General features: G+C 70.7%; 13 protein-coding genes. 5 read left to right on the top strand and 8 right to left on the bottom strand.

Annotation, left to right across the window (positions count from 1 at the left end; all coding sequences use genetic code 11):
* Positions 1-61: 61 nt before the first annotated feature.
* The 6 genes from G3576_RS10735 to G3576_RS10710 all read right to left on the bottom strand — a co-directional run bounded on the left by G3576_RS10735 (position 62) and on the right by G3576_RS10710 (position 9,258).
* Positions 62-1,651 (bottom strand): ABC transporter substrate-binding protein, encoded by a 1,590-nt coding sequence (locus tag G3576_RS10735; RefSeq protein WP_164694373.1) that lies wholly within the window; start codon positions 1,649-1,651, stop codon positions 62-64.
* A gap of 5 nt (positions 1,652-1,656) precedes the next feature.
* Positions 1,657-3,270, bottom strand: a complete 1,614-nt coding sequence (locus G3576_RS10730; RefSeq protein ID WP_328728859.1) for an ABC transporter substrate-binding protein — start codon at positions 3,268-3,270, stop codon at positions 1,657-1,659.
* Positions 3,271-3,276: 6 nt separating this feature from the next.
* Entirely contained in the window at positions 3,277-4,869 is a 1,593-nt protein-coding gene (locus G3576_RS10725) for an ABC transporter substrate-binding protein (RefSeq protein WP_164694372.1), read from the bottom strand.
* Positions 4,870-4,974: 105 nt separating this feature from the next.
* The gene (locus G3576_RS10720) at positions 4,975-6,576 is read right to left on the bottom strand and encodes an ABC transporter substrate-binding protein (protein ID WP_164694371.1); all 1,602 of its coding nucleotides are present in this window, start codon (positions 6,574-6,576) and stop codon (positions 4,975-4,977) included.
* Positions 6,577-6,778: 202 nt separating this feature from the next.
* Positions 6,779-8,314 carry an aldehyde dehydrogenase family protein gene (locus G3576_RS10715; RefSeq protein ID WP_164694370.1) on the bottom strand — a complete coding sequence of 512 codons (1,536 nt, stop codon included), beginning with the start codon at positions 8,312-8,314 and terminating at the stop codon, positions 6,779-6,781.
* On the bottom strand, positions 8,314-9,258 hold the full coding sequence (locus tag G3576_RS10710) for an NAD(P)-dependent oxidoreductase (protein ID WP_164694369.1): 945 nt from the start codon (positions 9,256-9,258) through the stop codon (positions 8,314-8,316). Before G3576_RS10710 ends, G3576_RS10715 begins: the two co-directional genes overlap by 1 nt.
* Before the next feature lie 57 nt (positions 9,259-9,315).
* Here G3576_RS10710 and G3576_RS10705 point away from each other — a divergent pair, with 57 nt between their 5' ends.
* The 4 genes from G3576_RS10705 to G3576_RS10690 all read left to right on the top strand — a co-directional run bounded on the left by G3576_RS10705 (position 9,316) and on the right by G3576_RS10690 (position 13,454).
* Positions 9,316-9,780, top strand: coding sequence for a GtrA family protein (locus G3576_RS10705; protein ID WP_235951731.1), 465 nt, complete (start codon positions 9,316-9,318; stop codon positions 9,778-9,780).
* Positions 9,781-9,905: 125 nt separating this feature from the next.
* Entirely contained in the window at positions 9,906-11,402 is a 1,497-nt protein-coding gene (locus tag G3576_RS10700) for an exopolysaccharide biosynthesis polyprenyl glycosylphosphotransferase (protein WP_164694368.1), read from the top strand.
* A 31-nt stretch (positions 11,403-11,433) separates the two neighbouring features.
* The gene (locus G3576_RS10695) at positions 11,434-12,423 is read left to right on the top strand and encodes a glycosyltransferase family 2 protein (RefSeq protein ID WP_164694367.1); all 990 of its coding nucleotides are present in this window, start codon (positions 11,434-11,436) and stop codon (positions 12,421-12,423) included.
* A gap of 11 nt (positions 12,424-12,434) precedes the next feature.
* The gene (locus G3576_RS10690; RefSeq protein ID WP_164694366.1) at positions 12,435-13,454 is read left to right on the top strand and encodes a glycosyltransferase family 2 protein; all 1,020 of its coding nucleotides are present in this window, start codon (positions 12,435-12,437) and stop codon (positions 13,452-13,454) included.
* A 187-nt stretch (positions 13,455-13,641) separates the two neighbouring features.
* On the opposite strand, the gene G3576_RS10685 is transcribed toward G3576_RS10690, so the two are convergent.
* Positions 13,642-14,403, bottom strand: coding sequence for a WecB/TagA/CpsF family glycosyltransferase (locus G3576_RS10685; RefSeq protein ID WP_235951729.1), 762 nt, complete (start codon positions 14,401-14,403; stop codon positions 13,642-13,644).
* A 92-nt stretch (positions 14,404-14,495) separates the two neighbouring features.
* Positions 14,496-15,791: an outer membrane beta-barrel protein gene (locus G3576_RS10680; protein WP_164694365.1), complete on the bottom strand. Its 1,296-nt coding sequence runs from the start codon at positions 15,789-15,791 to the stop codon at positions 14,496-14,498.
* Between the two features lie 98 nt (positions 15,792-15,889).
* On the opposite strand from G3576_RS10680, the gene G3576_RS10675 reads away from it, so the two are divergent.
* The gene (locus G3576_RS10675) at positions 15,890-16,369 is read left to right on the top strand and encodes a hypothetical protein (RefSeq protein WP_164694364.1); all 480 of its coding nucleotides are present in this window, start codon (positions 15,890-15,892) and stop codon (positions 16,367-16,369) included.
* Positions 16,370-16,376: the final 7 nt, after the last annotated feature.

The raw sequence follows: 16,376 nt of genomic DNA, 5'->3' as shown, positions 1-16,376 counted from the left end.
CGGGACTCGACGGGGAGACGCGTTACGTCGGACGGGTCAGCACGTCCTGTGCCAGAGGGCGTTACGTCCGGCGCACGCCCCAGAACAGCGCCGGGCCACCCTTCACCACGCCCGTGATGCTGCGGCGATGGGCCATCAGCGGCAGCACCTGGCCGAGCGGCACGAAGGGCACTTCCTGCCAGACCAAGCGCTGGATCTCCCGCGCGATCGCCTGTTCGGCCGCCAGGTCCGGCGCCTCGAACCAGGCCTCACGCAGTTCCTCAAGGCGCGGCAGCGTCGGCCATCCCGCCCAGGCATTGGCACCATTGCCGCGAATCGGCATGTGGCTGCCGGGCACGGAGACATCGAGCCCTTCCCAGGTCGTGCAGAAGGCACTCCAGCCCCCCGCATCGACGGTGCCGCGATTGGTGCGCCGCTGGATATGCGTGCCCCAATCCATCGCCTGCAGATCGACGTTGAAGCCGATGCGGCGCAGCAGGTCGGCCGCCACCTCCGCCAGGTTCTGCAGCACCGGCAGGTCGGTGGCGGACAGCATCACCACCCGTTCCCCGCGGTAGCCCGCCTCCCGCAGCGCGCGCCGCGCCGCCTCCAGGTCCCGCGGGCCCGACAGCACGGAGAGCCCCTCGTCATTCGCCAGCGGCGTGCCGGGCGTGAAGACACCGGCCGGCACGGTCGAGAGCGCGGGGTCCGTGCCGATCGCCGCGTTCATGAAGGCGCGCTGATCCACCGCCGGCAGCACGGCACGGCGGATGGCCGGATTGTCGAAGGGCGGATGCAGGAAGTTGAAGCGCAGCACGCCAAGGTTGCCGGCGGTGTTCACCAGTTCCGTCTGGATATCCCGGTTCCGCCGCAGCAGCGGCAGCAGGTCGGGCAGCGGCGTCTCCCACCAATCGACCTCGTTGTTCTGCAAGGCGGCACTCGCCGTGGAAGGATCGGGCATGACGATCCATTCCACGCGGTCGAAATGGGCCTGCTTGCCGCCGGCAAGAAAATCGACCGCCTCGCTACGCGGCACATAGCCCTCGAAGCGCTCATAGATCATGCGGTCGCCGGGGCGGAACAGATCCTGGCGGAAGCGGAAGGGCCCGCTGCCCGTATAGTCCGTGATCTGCGTGAACGGGTCCGTGCGTGCCACCCGTTCCGGCATGATGGCGCAGATATTCGCGGACGGCTTCCCCAGCGCGAAGGCGAGGCCCGGCCATGGCTTCTTCAGCCTGATCTCGAATCGCGTGTCATCCAGGGCCGCGATGCCATCCATCAGCGCATCGAGGCGCTGCCCCAGCACATCCCGCTTCGCCCAGCGCTGGATGGAGGCGACGCAGTCCCGTGCCGTGACCGGCGCCCCGTCATGGAAGCGCAGGCCGGATCGCAGGCTGATGACCCAGCGCCGCCCGTCGTCGGAAACCTCGTGCCCCGCCGCCATCTGCGGTCGCGGCCTGAAGTTCGATCCCAGACCGTAGAGCGTGTCGTAGATCATCAGCCCGTGGTTCCGCACGACGACGGCGGTGGACCAGACGGGATCGATGTTGGAGAGGTTGGCCTGCGGCACGAAGCGCAAGGTGCGCGCCTGGGCCTGCGCATCCGCGATGCGCGGCGCGGCCAGCGCCCCGCCCGCCAGCAGCAGCGCCGAACGTCGAGTGACCTGCGCCATCGCCGTCACGCCTTGCCCATGTTCCAGAACACCGTCGCCGGCGCGCGGAAGACGCCGGTGACGTTGCGGCGCCAGACGCTGGGCTGCCAGTAGTAGCCGAGCGGCAGGTAGTGCATCGTCTCCATCGCGCGCCGGTTCAGCGCCTCCGCGATCCGCCGGTGCTCCGCCGCATCGCCCGCCGCGACCCATTCCGCGCGCAGCCGCTCGATCTCCGAATCATCGGGCCAGCCGAACCAGGCATTCGGCCCGTTGGCGCGTAGGAAGAGATGCGTCACCGGCAGGGTCAGCGACTGGCCGGAGGAGGTGGTGTGGATGATGCTCCAGCCGCCGCGCTCCACCGGCTCCTTGCTCGTGCGCCGCTGGATCAGCGTGCCCCAATCGGCCGCCACCAGTTCCAGGTTCATGCCGAGCCGCTTCAGCAGGTCCGCCGTCACCATCGACAGCGTGTTGATCTGCGGATAGTCGCCCGGCGCGATCAGCACGACGCGCTCGCCATTGTAGCCGGCGGCGGCCAGCGCCGCCTTGGCGCGGTCGATGTTGCGGGTCTTGAGGATCTCGCTCCCTGCCTCATTCGCCATCGGCGTGTCGCAGGTGAAGACACCCTCGCAGGCGCCCCAGCCCGCGGGATCGCTGCCGGCGACGGCCGTCAGGTAGTCCCGCTGGTCCACCGCCATGGCGACGGCGCGGCGGATGGCGGGGTTGTTGAAGGGCGGATGCAGCGTGTTGAAGCGCGCGATGCCGTAGGTGCCATCCATCAGCCTCTGCTGCACCACCAGGTCGCGGTTGCGTCGCATCAGGCCGAGCAGGTCGTGCAGCGGATACTCCCAGTAATCCTGCTCCCCCAGCATCATCGCATTGGCGCTGGTGGCGGGGTCGGTGATGACGGTCCACTCGACGCGGTCGATCCGCGGCACGCGCCCGCCGGCCAGGCCATCCACCGCCTCCTGCCGCGGCACGTAGCCGTCATGCTTCGCCCAGACGGATCGCTGGCCAGGGTTCCACTCATTCGGCAGGAACTTGAACGGCCCGCTGCCCACGGCCTCCCGCACCTGGGTGAAGGCATCGGTGCGCGCGATGCGTTCCGGCATGATGAAGCAGGGGAACTGCGTCTGGCCGAGGGCCGCCAGCAGAAGCGGCACCGGGCGGTGCAGTCGGAAGCGGAAGCGCCGATCGTCCAGCGCCGCCACCTCCGCCACCGAGGGCTGCAGCACCTGCATGAAGGGATCGCGCTTCGACCAGCGATCGATGGAGGCGACGCAGTCCCGCGCCGTCACCCTCTCCCCGTCATGGAACACCAGGCCGCTGCGCAGCGTGAAGGTGACGGAGAGGCGATCGTCGCTCATCTCCCACCCCTCCGCCATCTGCGGCCGGATCTCGCCCTTGCCGTCCTGGGCGCAGATCTGGTCGTAGATCATGAAGGCGTTGTTCCGCGTGACCACCGCGGTGGTCCATACGGGATCGAGCGAGGTGAGGTTCGCCTGCGGGATCACGCGCAGCGTGCGCGCGGCCCCTCCCTGCGCGCCCACCACGCTCGGCATCGCGACACCAGCGGCCGTCGCCGCCATCAGCCCACGCCGTCCGATCATCGCCGCCTCCGTCACCGGGTTGCTGTCAGGCACGCAAGATCATATGCGGCGCAGCCCCCAGAACAGCGCCATGCCCTTCACGCGATCCGCCAGGTTCCGCCGATGCGCCGTCATGGACATGTAGGCGCCGACGGGGATGTAGGGCAGTTCGTCCATCGCGACGGTCTGCAGTTCCCGCGCGATGCGCTTCTGCGCATCGAGGTCCGGCGCCACGAACCATTCGTCGCGCAGCTCCTCCAGCCGCGGCATGTTCGGCCAGCCCGGCCAGGCATTGGCGCCGTTGCCGCGCAGCGGGAAATGCGCGCTGGGATCGACGAAGTCGAAGGAGGAGAAGCTGGTGAACAGCATGCTCCAGCCGCCGCGCTCCACCGGTTCCCGCGATGTCCGCCGCGTCACCGTCGTGCCCCAGTCGCTGAAGGCGTTGTCGGCATTGAAGCCGAGCCGCCGCAGCAGATCCGCGCCCACCTGCGTCATGGCCGATGGCGCCAGGATGTCCGTGGGCCCGATCAGGCGCGTCAGCTGGTTGGTGTAGCCCGCCTCCCGCATCAGTGCGCGGGCGCGATCGACGCTGCGCGGCCCCTTCAACGGCTCCAGCCCCGCATCATTCGCCAGCGGCGTACCCGGCGTGAAGATGCCGACATTCTCCATGTAGAGCGAGGCATCGGGCCCCACGATCGCGCTCATGAAGTCGGACTGGCTGATCGCCGGCAGCAGCGCCTGGCGCATCTTCTTGTCGTTGAAGGGCGGGTGCAGGTGGTTGAACCGCATGATGCCGATCAGCGGCAGCGGGTCCACCGCCTCCACCACCACGTTGCGGTTCCGCCGCAGCAGCATCTGGATCTCGGGCGGCGGCTGCTCGTACCAGTCGATCTCACCCGTCTGCAGCGCCGCTGCGGCCGTCGAGGCATCCGTGATGATGTGCCACTCGACGCGGTCGAAATGCACCACCTTCGGCCCCGCCGTCAGGCTCGGCGTGCCGACGGGGCTCGGGCTGTAGTCGGCGTTGCGCGCATAGACGGCGAGGCTGCCGGAGTTGAATTCCCCAGGCACGAAGCGGAAGGGCCCGCTGCCCACCGTCTCCCGGATCTGCTGGAAGGGATCGGTGCGCGCCAGGCGCTCCGGCATGATGAAGGCCGGGCTGTTCGACACCTGCGCCAGCGCCGAGGTCAGCATCGGGAAGGGACGCTTCAGCCGGAAGACGATCTGCCGGTCGCCACTGGCTTCCAGCGCATCCACGAAGGTTTCCAGCTTCTGCCCGATCGGGCTCCGCTTCATCCATCGCGCGAGCGAGGCGACGCAGTCGATGGCGCGTACCGGTTCGCCATCATGGAACTTCATGCCCGACCTGATGGTGATGGTGACCCGCAGGCCGCCATCGCTGGTCACGGCCCCTTCCGCCATCTGCGGCTGGGCGCGGAATTCCGCATCCATGCCGTAGAGCGTGTCATACACCATGTAGCCGTGGTTGCGCGTGATGTTGGCCGTCGTCCAGATCGGATCGAGGCTCGTCAGGTTCGCCTGCGGCACCATCTTCAGCACGCGGTTCTGCGCGGGCTGCGCGATGGCGGCGTGGCTCAGCGCCGAAGCGCCGGCCATCGCCGCCCCTGCCTTCAGCAGGTTCCTGCGTTGCATTGCCCTGTTCTCCCGATCACCCTGTCGCGGGGGATGAGAACAGGGGATGCGCCATCCCGCAAGCCGGAACACGCGGGAAGTTGTCGCTCCCCGCGCTGGAAATGCTCAGGCCTTTTGCACATTCCAGAACAGCGGCAGGCCCTTCAGCACGCCGCTGATGCCGCGGCGGTAGGCCGTCGCCTGGAAATACTGGCCGAGCGGCAGGTAGGGCACTTCCTGGAAGGCCACTTCCTGGATCTGCCGCGCGATCGCCTGCTGCGCCGCCAGGTCGGGCGCGTCGAACCAGGCGCCGCGCAGTTCCTCGATCCGCGGGATCGTCGGCCAGCCGAACCAGGCGGCCTGGCCGTGGCCGCGCAGGCTCTGGTGGACGCCCGGGTTGAACATGTCCACACCCGCCCAGAAGGTGCAGAACATGCTCCAGCCGCCGCGCTCCGGCGCCTCCCGACTCGCGCGCCGCTGCACCACCGTGCCCCAGTCGGTCGCCACGTAGTCCACATTCATGCCCGCGCGCCGCAGCATGTCGTTCGTGACCTGCGCCAGCGCATTCAGGCTCGGGAAGTCGGAGGCTGCGATCAGCACCACCTTCTCCCCATTGTAGCCGGCGGCCGCCAGGTCCCGCTTCACCTTCTCCATGTCGCGCGGGCTCGTCAGCGCCTCCAGCCCCACATCGGAGGCCAGCGGCGTGCCCGGCGGGAAGAAGCCGATATTCTCCCGCCACAGGCTGCGATCCGTGCCGATCACGGCCGTCATGAAGTCCGCCTGGTTGACGGCGCCCAGCAGCGCGCGTCGCACCGCCGGCTTGTCGAAGGGCGCATGCAGGTGGTTGAAGCGCGCGACCGCCATCAGCCCGGTGGGGTCCGGAATCTCCAGCACCACGTTGCGGTTGCGGCGCAGCACCGGCTGCAGGTCGCCCGTCGGCTGCTCCCACCAATCCATCTCGCCATTCTGCAGCGCGGCCGAGGCTGTCGCGGGGTCGGGCGTCACGTGCCACTCGACGCGGTCGAGGAAGGTGCGCTTCGGCCCCGCCGTCCAGGTCGGCGTGCCGTCGTTGCGCGGCACATAGCCGTCGAACCGCGTATAGACCACGCGCGCGCCCGGGACGCGCTCGCTGGCCGCGAAGCGGAAGGGCCCGCTGCCGATCAGGTCGCCACGCAGCGGCTGGTTCGGGTCCTGGCTCGCCAGCCGTTCCGGCATCATGAAGGCGACGGGGGTGGAGGGCTTGCCCAGCGCCTCGAACATCAGCGGGAAGGGCCGCTTCAGGCGGAACAGGATGGTCTTGTCGTCGGGCGCGGAGAGTTCGTCCGTCACCGACATCATGACCTGGCCCAGCGCATCGCGCGCGGCCCAGCGGCGAATGGAGGCGACGCAATCCCGCGCCCGCACCGGCTCCCCGTCATGCCAGCGCAGCCCGTCGCGCAGCGTCATGGTCACGCGCTTGCCGTCATCCTCGATGACGTGGCCCTGCACCATCTGCGGCTGCGGCTTGTAGTCCTGGTCGAAGCCGTAAAGCGTGTCCCAGACCATGTAGCCGTGGTGGCGCGTCACGTAGGCCGTGGTCAGGATCGGGTCCAGCACGGCGAGGTCGGCCTGCGGGATGAACTTCAGCAGACGGGCCGCCCCGCTGGTGCCCTGCCCGAGGGCAGGCATCCCCATCGCGGACGCGCCGAGGACCGCACCGGCCCCCGTCAGGATTTGACGACGATTCATGGTTCCTCGGTGCCCCCCGGCATGGCTTGGCAAGGCATCGATCCGCCCCGCCCGTTCAATCCCACGTAAGGAACAGAGTTACCGGGCGGGATGCAAGGGGAGAGGTTTCGTCTCCCTCCCCCGCGCTTGCGGGGCGGGTCGGGGTGGGGGTTTGCGCGCCCGCCCCCTACGCCCGCCGGATCATCCCCCCACGCCGGCCGGATCATCCTCCCACGCCCGCCGGGCGATGCCCGAACCCCAGCGCGGGCTCCACCCCCGTCTCCACCCACACCGCCTTGGCCTGGGTATAGGCGGCCAGCGCCTCCTGCCCCGAGGAGCGGCCATGCCCGCTGGCGCCGAAGCCGCCGAAGGGCACGCTGACATGGATGGTGCGGTAGCCGTTGATCCAGAAGGTGCCGGCCCGGACCGCGGCGGCCACGCGATGCGCGCGCCCCACATCGCGCGTCCAGGCCGCGCCCGCCAGGCCGAAGGGCGTCGCATTGGCGATGGCGATCGCCTCCGCCTCATCCTCGAAGGGAATGGCCGCGACGACCGGTCCGAAGATTTCCTCCTGCGCCACCCGCGCCTCGTTCGTGACGCCGGCCAGGATCGTGGGCGGCACCCAGAACCCCGCTTCCGGCAGCGCGCCGCGCGGCGCGATGAAGACGTCCGCCCCCTCCGCCGCGCCGGCCGCCACCAGCGACCGCACATGGTCGAACTGCCGTGCGTTGCAGACAGGCCCCGCTTCCGTCGCCGCATCCATCGGATCGCCGAGGCGGATCCGGGACGAGGCCTCCGCCAGCATCTCGACGAAGCGGTGATGGACGGATCGCTGCACCAGCAGCCGCGACCCGGCGACGCAGGATTGCCCGCTGCCCGCGAAGATCGCCTGCTGCGCCCCCTGCACCGCGGCCGGCAAATCGGCATCGGCAAAGACGATGTTGGCGGACTTGCCGCCGAGTTCCATCACGCAGGGGATCATCCGCGCCGCGCAGGCGCCCGCGATCCGCGCCCCGCTGACGGCGCCGCCGACGAAGGTCACCATCGCGACCTCCGGCGCCGCCAGCAGCGCCTCCCCGCTCGTCGCCCCCGCGCCCGCCACCACCTGAACCAGCCCCGCCGGCAGGCCGGCCTTCACGGCCAGCAGCCCGAAGGCGCAGGAGGTCAGCGGCGTGTACTCGCTGGGCTTCAGCACCACGCCATTGCCCGCTGCCAGCGCCGGCAACACGTTCCAGCCGCAGGTGAAGAGCGGCGCATTCCAGGGCGTGATGGCCAGCACCACCCCCATCGGCTCCCGCCGCACCGTCACGAAATGGCCGGAGGGGACGGAGACGACGCGGCCCTCGACCTTGTCGCACCAGCCCGCCCAGTATTCCGCCATCTCCGCCACGCGCGCGACCTCGCCGCGGCAGTCGCGCAGCGGCTTGCCGGTATTGGCGCATTCCAGCGTGGCCAGCGCCTCCGCCTCCGCCCGGATGGCGGCGCCGAGCGCCCAGAGCCGCCGCCCCCGTTCCGCCGCGCTCAGCGCGATCCAGCCGCGCTGCGCCCGCGCCGCGCCTTCCGCCGCCGCCCGTGCCACGGCCGCGCCCGCATCGGCATAGCCCAGCAGCGGCAGCCCCGTGGCCGGGTCATCGAGGGTGATCGCGCTCCCCTGCCCCGCCACCACCTGCCCATCCACCACGCTGCCGACGCGCCCGCCGAGCAGCGCCGCCACGCCCCGCGCCGCGACGCTCGCCGCCGCGAATGCCGCCTGCGCCATCACGCGCCCTCCCCGGCCAGGATCGCCGCCGGCACGCGGTTGAAGTCGGCGGCATCCACCACATCCGCCCCCTCCCACAGCGCCGCCGCTTGCGCGCAGGCATCGAGCGGCACGCCCACCGCCTTGGCCAGCCCCAGCGCCAGCCGCACGTCCTTCCGCATCAGCCCCGCGGAGAAACCCGAATCGAAGGCCCCGCTGATGATCCATTTCGGGAAATTCACCTCGGTCGCGGCGGACCGGCCCGATGCGGCGTTCACCACCGGCAGCAGCGCCTCCGCCTTCACCCCCGCGGCCTCCCCCATGCGCAGCGCTTCCGCCGCCACCGCTAGGTGCGTCGCGACCAGCAGGTTGTTCACGAGCTTCGCCACCTGCCCCGCGCCCGGTCCGCCGACATGCAGGATGGTCGCCGCCATCCGCTCCAGCACCGGGCGCGCACGCTCGATCGCCGCCGCCTCGCCCCCCAGCATCATCGCCAGCCTGCCGGCAGCCGCGCCCGCGGGGCCGCCGGAGACCGGCGCATCCAGGTAGTCCACGCCAAAGGAGGCCGCGAGCGCGTGGAAGCGCCGCGCCGCCAGCGGATCGAGCGTCGAGGTGTCCACCACCACCGCGCCCTTCTCCAGCGCCGGCAGCAGGGCAGCCAGCACCGCCTCCACCGCCCGTTCCTGCGGCAGGGAGAGGATGACGACCGGCGCCGCCACGCTCGCGACCGCCCCCGCGATCGTGACCCCCTTCTCCAGCGCCGCCGCGACGGAGGGCCCGTGCAGGTCGAAGCCCGTCACCGCCGCGCCCGTCCCCACCAGCCAGCCCGCCATGGCCCCGCCCATATGGCCGAGGCCCACGATCCCGATCCGCATCCCTGTTTCATCCAAGCCACCAGATCGTGAGCGTTGCAGGCACCTCTGGCGCGGGCAAGCCGGGGCGCCCTGCCGCTTTTCGGTCACCATGCCGTGGTTTGTGCCTGGGTTGCCCAGAGACCATGCTGCAGTGCAGCAGGAGCATGCATGTCCGACCACGCCGTCCCATCGCTGACCGAGCGCCTCGCCCTTCGCCTCGGGCCGGCGCGCTTTGCGACCCTGATGCAGTTCCTCCGCTTCGGCGTGGTGGGGACGGTCGGCTTCGTCGTGGATACGGCCGTGCTCTATGCGGGGCTGGCGGTCGGCCTCGGCCTCTATTCCGGCCGGGCGCTGTCCTATGTCGCCGCGGCGACAACGACCTGGGCCCTGAACCGGGCCTGGACCTTCCGTGGTCGCGGCCAGGGCCCGGTAGCCCGGCAATGGGCGCTGTTCCTTGTCGTCAACCTGATCGGGTTCGCGTGCAACTACGGGACCTATGCCGCGCTCGTCGCGGGGGTTCCGGCGGTTGCTGAACACCCCGTCATCGGTGTCGCGGCCGGCGCCCTGGCTGGCATGGTCGGGAACTTTCTCCTGTCGCGACGTTACGTATTCGTGGATGGAAAAGGGACTTGAGGGTCCCGGAAACCGTCACCGATAGCCCCTGAACAAGATACGGCAGGATGCGCATCTCGACCCCCCAGGCCGCCCCCCCCATGCGCCCCGCCCTTCCCGCCCACGCCACCAGCGGAGCCGCTTCCATGCCGAAGCGAAACCAGCCCAGCCGCGCGCCCGATGACGGCCGGGGCGGGACCGTAACGCCCTTCCTCGCCGGCGTCGGGATCGACTCACTGCCCGAGGCCGCGAAGGTTGCGTCCCCGCCCCTGCCCCCGGTGGCGGTGGCCGCCCTTGTCGTGTTGCTCGACCTCGTCGCGATCGGCGGCGCCGGACTGCTGGCGGACGCCATTATCGGCAGCGCCGGCGCCCGCCATGCCGCCATGACCGGTCTGGTGGCCGGCCTCGCCGTCGCTTTCGGCGGCGCGCTGGGCGCCTATGACCATGCCGCGCTGCACCGCGCAGCCCCGCAGCGTGCCCGCGCCCTGCAAGGGCTGGCTGCGGCGCTGGTGGTGCTGGTGATGGTCGGCGTCACCCTCGGAGCGCAGCAGCGCATCGACCCCGCCTGGCTCGGCGCCACGGCGCTGCTCGCCGCCTTCAGCCTCCTGGCAGGGCGCACGGCCGTCGCGGCGCTGCTGCGGCAGGATGGCAGCCGCAGTGCACAGCGCGCGGTCATCCTCGGTGCCGGCCCCCAGGCCACCCGCCTCACGCAGCAGATGAAGGCGGAAGGCGGCAGCGGGCTGCGCCTGCTCGGCCTCATCGATGATCGCAATCCCCGCATCGGCGGCGAGGCGCCGCCCGGCGGTCTCCGTCGGCTCGGCGGCATGGCCCAGCTTTCCAGCATGATCCGTGCCGGGCAGGTGGAGGTGGTGGTGCTCGCCCTGCCCTGGTCCGCCGAAGACCGTATCGCCGCGGTGGTGGAGGAGTTGTCGGGCTACCCGGTCGAGATCCGCCTCGCGCCCGACCTGCTGGCCGACCGCCTGCCTGCCGGCGGCCGGCCGACCGGGCCTGTGCTGCTGCGCGCCCGCCCCATCTCCGGCCTCGGCGCCGCGGTGAAGGTGGTGGAGGACTACACCATGGCGATCCTGGCGCTGGCCATCGCGGCGGTACCGATGCTGCTCATCGCGCTCGCCATCCGGCTGGACAGCCCGGGGCCCATCTTCTTCCGCCAGCCCCGCACCGGCTTCAACGACCGGTCCTTCGACGTGCTGAAGTTCCGCACGATGTATGCGCACGCGGCGGACTACAACGTGGACCGCCAGGTGCAGGAAGGCGACCCGCGCGTCACGGCGGTCGGCGCCATCCTGCGCAAGACCTCGCTCGATGAGCTGCCGCAGCTCTTCAACATCCTCAAGGGCGACATGTCCTTCGTCGGCCCTCGCCCGCATGCGCCCGGGACCCGCGCGGCCGGCCGCCGTTTCGATGAGGTCGTGGCCAACTACGCGGCCCGCCACCAGGTGAAGCCCGGCCTGACCGGCCTTGCCCAGGTGCGCGGCTGGCGCGGCCCGACCAACACCGAGGAACAGATCATCCGCCGCGTCGAGAGCGACCTCGAATACATCGAACGCTGGTCGCCCTGGCTTGATATCCAGATCATCTTCCGCACCTTGCTCGCGGTGGCCTGCATGCGGAACGCGCTGTAGCGACCGCATGGCCCGCGGGGGGATGGATCTGATGCAACGCCTGGATACGGTGGCCGACCGGGGCTGGGACGGCGCGCCGCCCGCCGCACCGCGCATCGCCGTGCTGGTCCCCTGCTACAACGAGGAAGTGGCCATCCCCCGCGTGGTGGCCGGCTTCCGCACCGCCCTGCCGGAAGCCACCGTCTACGTCTACGACAACAACAGCCGCGACCGCACGCGGGACGCCGCGATGGCCGCCGGCGCGGTGGTCCGCACGGAACGGCTGCAGGGCAAGGGCCATGTCGTCCGCCGCATGCTCGCCGACATCGAGGCAGACGTTTACGTCCTGGTCGATGGCGATGACACCTACGACGCCGCCGCCGCCCCGGCCATGATCCGCCTGCTGCTGGACGAACGGCTCGACATGGTCACGGGCACGCGCGCCACGGAGGCGGCGGCCGCGTATCGCCCCGGCCATCGGCTCGGCAATGCGGTGCTGACGGGTGTCGTGCGGCTGATCTTCGGCGACCGCATCTCCGACATGCTTTCGGGCTACCGCGTCTTCTCCCGCCGCTTCGCGAAGTCCTTTCCGGCCCTGGCCGAAGGCTTCGAGACGGAGACGGAGTTCACCGTCCATGCGCTCGAACTCAGCATGCCGGTGGGGGAGGTCGTGACCGCCTATCGCGAACGCCCGCCCGGCAGCGCCTCCAAGCTCAACACGTGGCGGGACGGCTTCCGCATCCTGCGCACCATCGCGTTGCTGGTCCGCCGCGAACGTCCCCTCCCCTTCTTCGCGCTGCTGGCGCTGGTCCTCGCGCTGCTGTCCATCGGCATCGCCATCCCCGTCTTCCAGACCTTCCTGGCGACGGGCCTCGTGCCCCGGCTCCCGACGGCCGTGCTCTCCACCGGCCTGATGCTGCTGGCCTTCCTGTCGCTGGCCTGCGGCCTGATCCTGGATACCGTGACGCGCGGCCGGATGGAGGCGAAGCGCATGGCCTACCTGGCCATTCCCGCCCCCGATTTCGCGCTCCCCCCGAGATGACGGAAACAACCATGAGCAACCGCCCGTCCTATCCGACGCCTCAGCACATCGCCGGCGCCGTGGCACCGCCCATGCCGGTCGACGTCGATGTCATCATCCTGGCGATGGAACGGGCCGAGGAGACGATCGCCGCCATCGCCTCCGCCCGCGCCCAGCAGGGCATCCGCAAGCATGTCTGGATCGCCGACCAGGGCAGCAGCGACATCGCCATGGCCAGGCTGCGCGCCGCCGTGCAGGGCGCGCCGGATGCGACGCTGGTGCGGCTTGACCGCAACCACGGCGTCGCCGGCGGGCGCAACCGCGCCACCGCGCTCGGTCGCGCGCGCGTGGTGTTCGCGCTCGACAACGATGCCGAATTCGCCACGCCGGACACGCTGGCCCGCGCCGTCGCGGCGATGGATGCGGCCCCGCAGCTCGGCGCCATCGCCTGCCGCATCCTGGTGCATGCAACCGGGCAGGACGACCTCTCCTCCTGGGGCTATCCCAAGTCCCTGCTGCCGCGCTCGGCCGAGGTCTTCGACGTCGCCACCTATGTCGGCGCCGGCCACGCGCTGCGCCGCGACGATTTCGAAGCCGCGGGCGGCTATGACGACGCGCTGTTCTTCGCGTGGGAGGAATACGACCTCGCGCTGCGCCTCATCAACATGGGCCGCACCATCCGCTACCGCGGCGACATCGCGGTGCTGCACAAGGTGAGCCCGGAGGCGCGTGTCGCCTGGACGGGCACGCGCTGGTTCCACTTCGTGCGCAACCGCCTCTACATCGCCATGAAGCACGGTGCGAACCCGGCGGAGCTGCTGCCGCGTTTCCTCGCCTACCAGGCCAAGGGCCTGCGCAACGGCGTGCTCGCGCAGGGCCTGCGCGCGGCACCGGCGGCGCTCGGCCTCGCGCGCCGCTTCCGCCCGCTGCCGGGGACCGAGCATCTCTACGGCCATACCGAGACCAGCCGCGCCTACCTGGCGCGCACGGACGCCGCCCATCGCGGCACGCCGCTGCAGCGCCTCAAGCGGGAAGTGCTGTCGGGCCTCTAGCAGGCTGCGGAAGAACGGGCGGCTGAGGATGGGCGAGCGAATTTTCGTGCAGGAAAGGATGACGCGAAGACACGATGTGGTTGCATCGTGGCGAGCGGCAGACGAATCCTGCGCGGAAAGGCGCCTCCCAGCCTACCCGTCCCGTTTTTCCGCAGCCTGCTAGGCCCCACCGCGACGCCGGACGGGTCTACGGGCCCGACCGCTTCTCCCGCCACAGCAGCGCCAGGATGGCCGGGTCGTCGACCAGGTAGCGGCGCGCCAGCCGCTTCGGATCCCGCGCCAGCCGCCACGCCCATTCCATCCCCGCGCGCTGCACCGCGCGTGGCGCGCGGCGCTCCTCCCCCGACAGGAACAGCAGGCTCGCGCCGACGCAGAGCGCCGTGCCGGTGGCGTTCCCGCGCGCCAGCACGGCGCGCGCCACCATCTCCTGCCGCGGCGATCCGACGCAGAGGAAGCTGAAGCGCGCGCCCGACCCCGCGACGAAATCGACGGCGCGGTCGAAGGCGTCGGGATCGGCATCGAAGCCCATCGGCGGATCGTGGTGCAGCAAGCGCCGCAGGCCGAAGCGGCGCGCCACGGCCGCCACCGTGCCCGCACCACCGCCCAGCACGGCGACGGGATCGTCGGGCCTGATGACCTCCCCCAGCAGCCGCGCCGTCAGGTCGCTGCCAGGCACCACCGGCGGCGCCGGCAGCCCCATGGCGCGCGCGAGGCGCGCCACCACGCGGCTGTCCATCAGCCGCCAGGCAGCGTCACGATACAGCGGCCCGTAGCGCGCGGGGTCGCGTGCCAGTCGCACCAGGTGATCGGCATTGGGGGTGACGAGGTAGGCGAAGGGCGTGGCCGCATCACGCGCCGCCAGCAGCGCCATCGCCGCATCGGCGTCCCGCGCCTCGAAATCCAGCCCGAGGAGGCGGATCGGCGCGGGGTGTTCGGTCTCGGTGGTCAAGGCGGGGCTCCCGGCGGCTGATGGCCGTCGGGAAGCACCCGGCGGCGCCTACCCCAACGCGGGGGCGCCGCCGGCTTTCGCCGCCGCCCGCATCACAAGGCGATGCGCAACCGCAACTGGACCAGGTTGCGATCGAATTCCTGCACGCCGGCCGAGGAATCGAGCCGCCGCGAATGCTGGTAGGATCCCACCAGCGACACGTTGCGGTTCAGCAGGTAGCGGGCGGACAGGATCGCGAAGCCATCCGTCGCCTGCTCGCTCGGCTGTTCGTATTCGCGCCGGTCGAGCCCGACCTCAAGGCCCAGGATCACGTTGCGGAGGTATTCATGGTCGACCCGCACCTGGCCCTGCGTGCGCGTGAAGCTCGTCGCGTTGTCGCGGATCGATTCCTCGATCGTGCGGCGGCCCTGGAAGGTGAGGGTGGTCAGCAGGCTCGGCTGCCAGGTCACCTCACCCTCGAAGGCCGGGCCCGACAGCGTCTTGAGCCCCGGCCCGTCATAGTCGCGCTGCCGGTAGCCCACCGCCACGCGGGCACGCCACAGGCCATCGAAATCGTAGGTGAAGCCGACCAGCCCCTCATAGGTCATGCTGTCGCGGGCGGACTGCGTGCTCGACTCGTACTTGATCTCCTGCACCCGGCCGATGACGTTCACGAAGCGCCCCGGCGCCAGCGCATAGGACAGGCCGAGCGCGCCCAGCGTTGAATTGAAGTCAAAACGGGAAACGTCACCCGGCCGCTGTGTCGGCGCGGTGCCCTGCTGCGGCCCGCCCAGGTCGACGTCGTCGAAGCGGTAGCCGCGCCAATTGCCGATCGCCGTCACGCCGATCCGGTTGAAGCGCGTCGTCGCCTGCGCCTGCACCTCGTTGTAGTAGTACGGGATGGGGCGGGACAGCCCGGCCTGCTGCACATCGATGCTGCTGACCTCGAGGTGTTCCTGCACGCGGTTGTAGCGCGCCTCGACATTCGTCTCCGCGTTGACGTCGTAGCGCCCGAACAGCCCGACCGCGTAGTCGGTCCAGTCCTGCGCCGTCTCCTCGATGTAGCGGCGCTGCTCGATCCGCGCGGTGGCGCCGACGGCATGGGTGGACCAGTCGCTGTTCAGCGATGTCTCGCCGATCCAGGTCGCATAGCCATCGCCGGTGCGCCCGCGCCGCGACCCGAAGAGGTTGTCGTCATACCCCATGCCGAGCTCGGCCGCCGCATCCAGCCGGAAGGCGCCAAGCCGAACGCCGAGCGGGTCGTAATCCTCCCTCGCCCGGTCAGCGACGGTCACGCCGCGCTGGACTTCGCCGCGCGGCACGGCCTGCGCCTCCACCCGGACTGGCAGGGCCGCGGGAAGGCCTGCCAGCAGCAAGCCTGCGACGATCTTGTAACGATCCTGATGCACCCTGTGACTCCGGTTTGTGCCCCCGTCCGGGCGTGCTACCACGTCACAATTCCAGCGTCGCTTCAACGGAACGACAACGCCTTCTCACGGATTTGTTCATGGCTGAGAACGACATTGGGACAGAACGGATCAAGCCGGCGTCCACAGGCCAGGCCGAGGACCGCGCGGTGCGCTCCGTGCGGCCCATCCTGGCCGAGGACAGCCGCGTGAACCAGCCCCTGCTGGCCGATTTTCTGTCCCCGGGCGACGCCCACAGACTGCGGGACCTGCTGGCCTTCGCCATGGCCGTGGAAGGCCAGGCCGGCGGGTCTGGCCGCCCGCGCGGGCCCGATGCCGTGGACGGCTTCCAGCGTGACGCCGAAGCCGCGCTCGAAGCCCACGCCTTCCGCACCCTGCACAACCAGGTGGAGCAGATCCGCCAGGCCGCCGTGCAGGAACAGATCGCGAGGCTCCGGCCGCCGCCCGGCTTCCTCACCCTCGTCCTCGCCAACCTGATCGCGCTGCTGCTGCTCGCCGCCGCCGCGGTCGCGGCCTGGCGGCACTACGGGCCTGCGATGCTCGCCTGGATCGGAGCCTGATGCCGTG

This window comes from Falsiroseomonas algicola (assembly GCF_011040385.1).
In the GTDB taxonomy this organism is placed as follows: domain Bacteria; phylum Pseudomonadota; class Alphaproteobacteria; order Acetobacterales; family Acetobacteraceae; genus Falsiroseomonas; species Falsiroseomonas algicola.
Note: the sequence above shows the minus strand (reverse complement) of the source record. Positions and strands in the feature narration are given on the sequence as shown.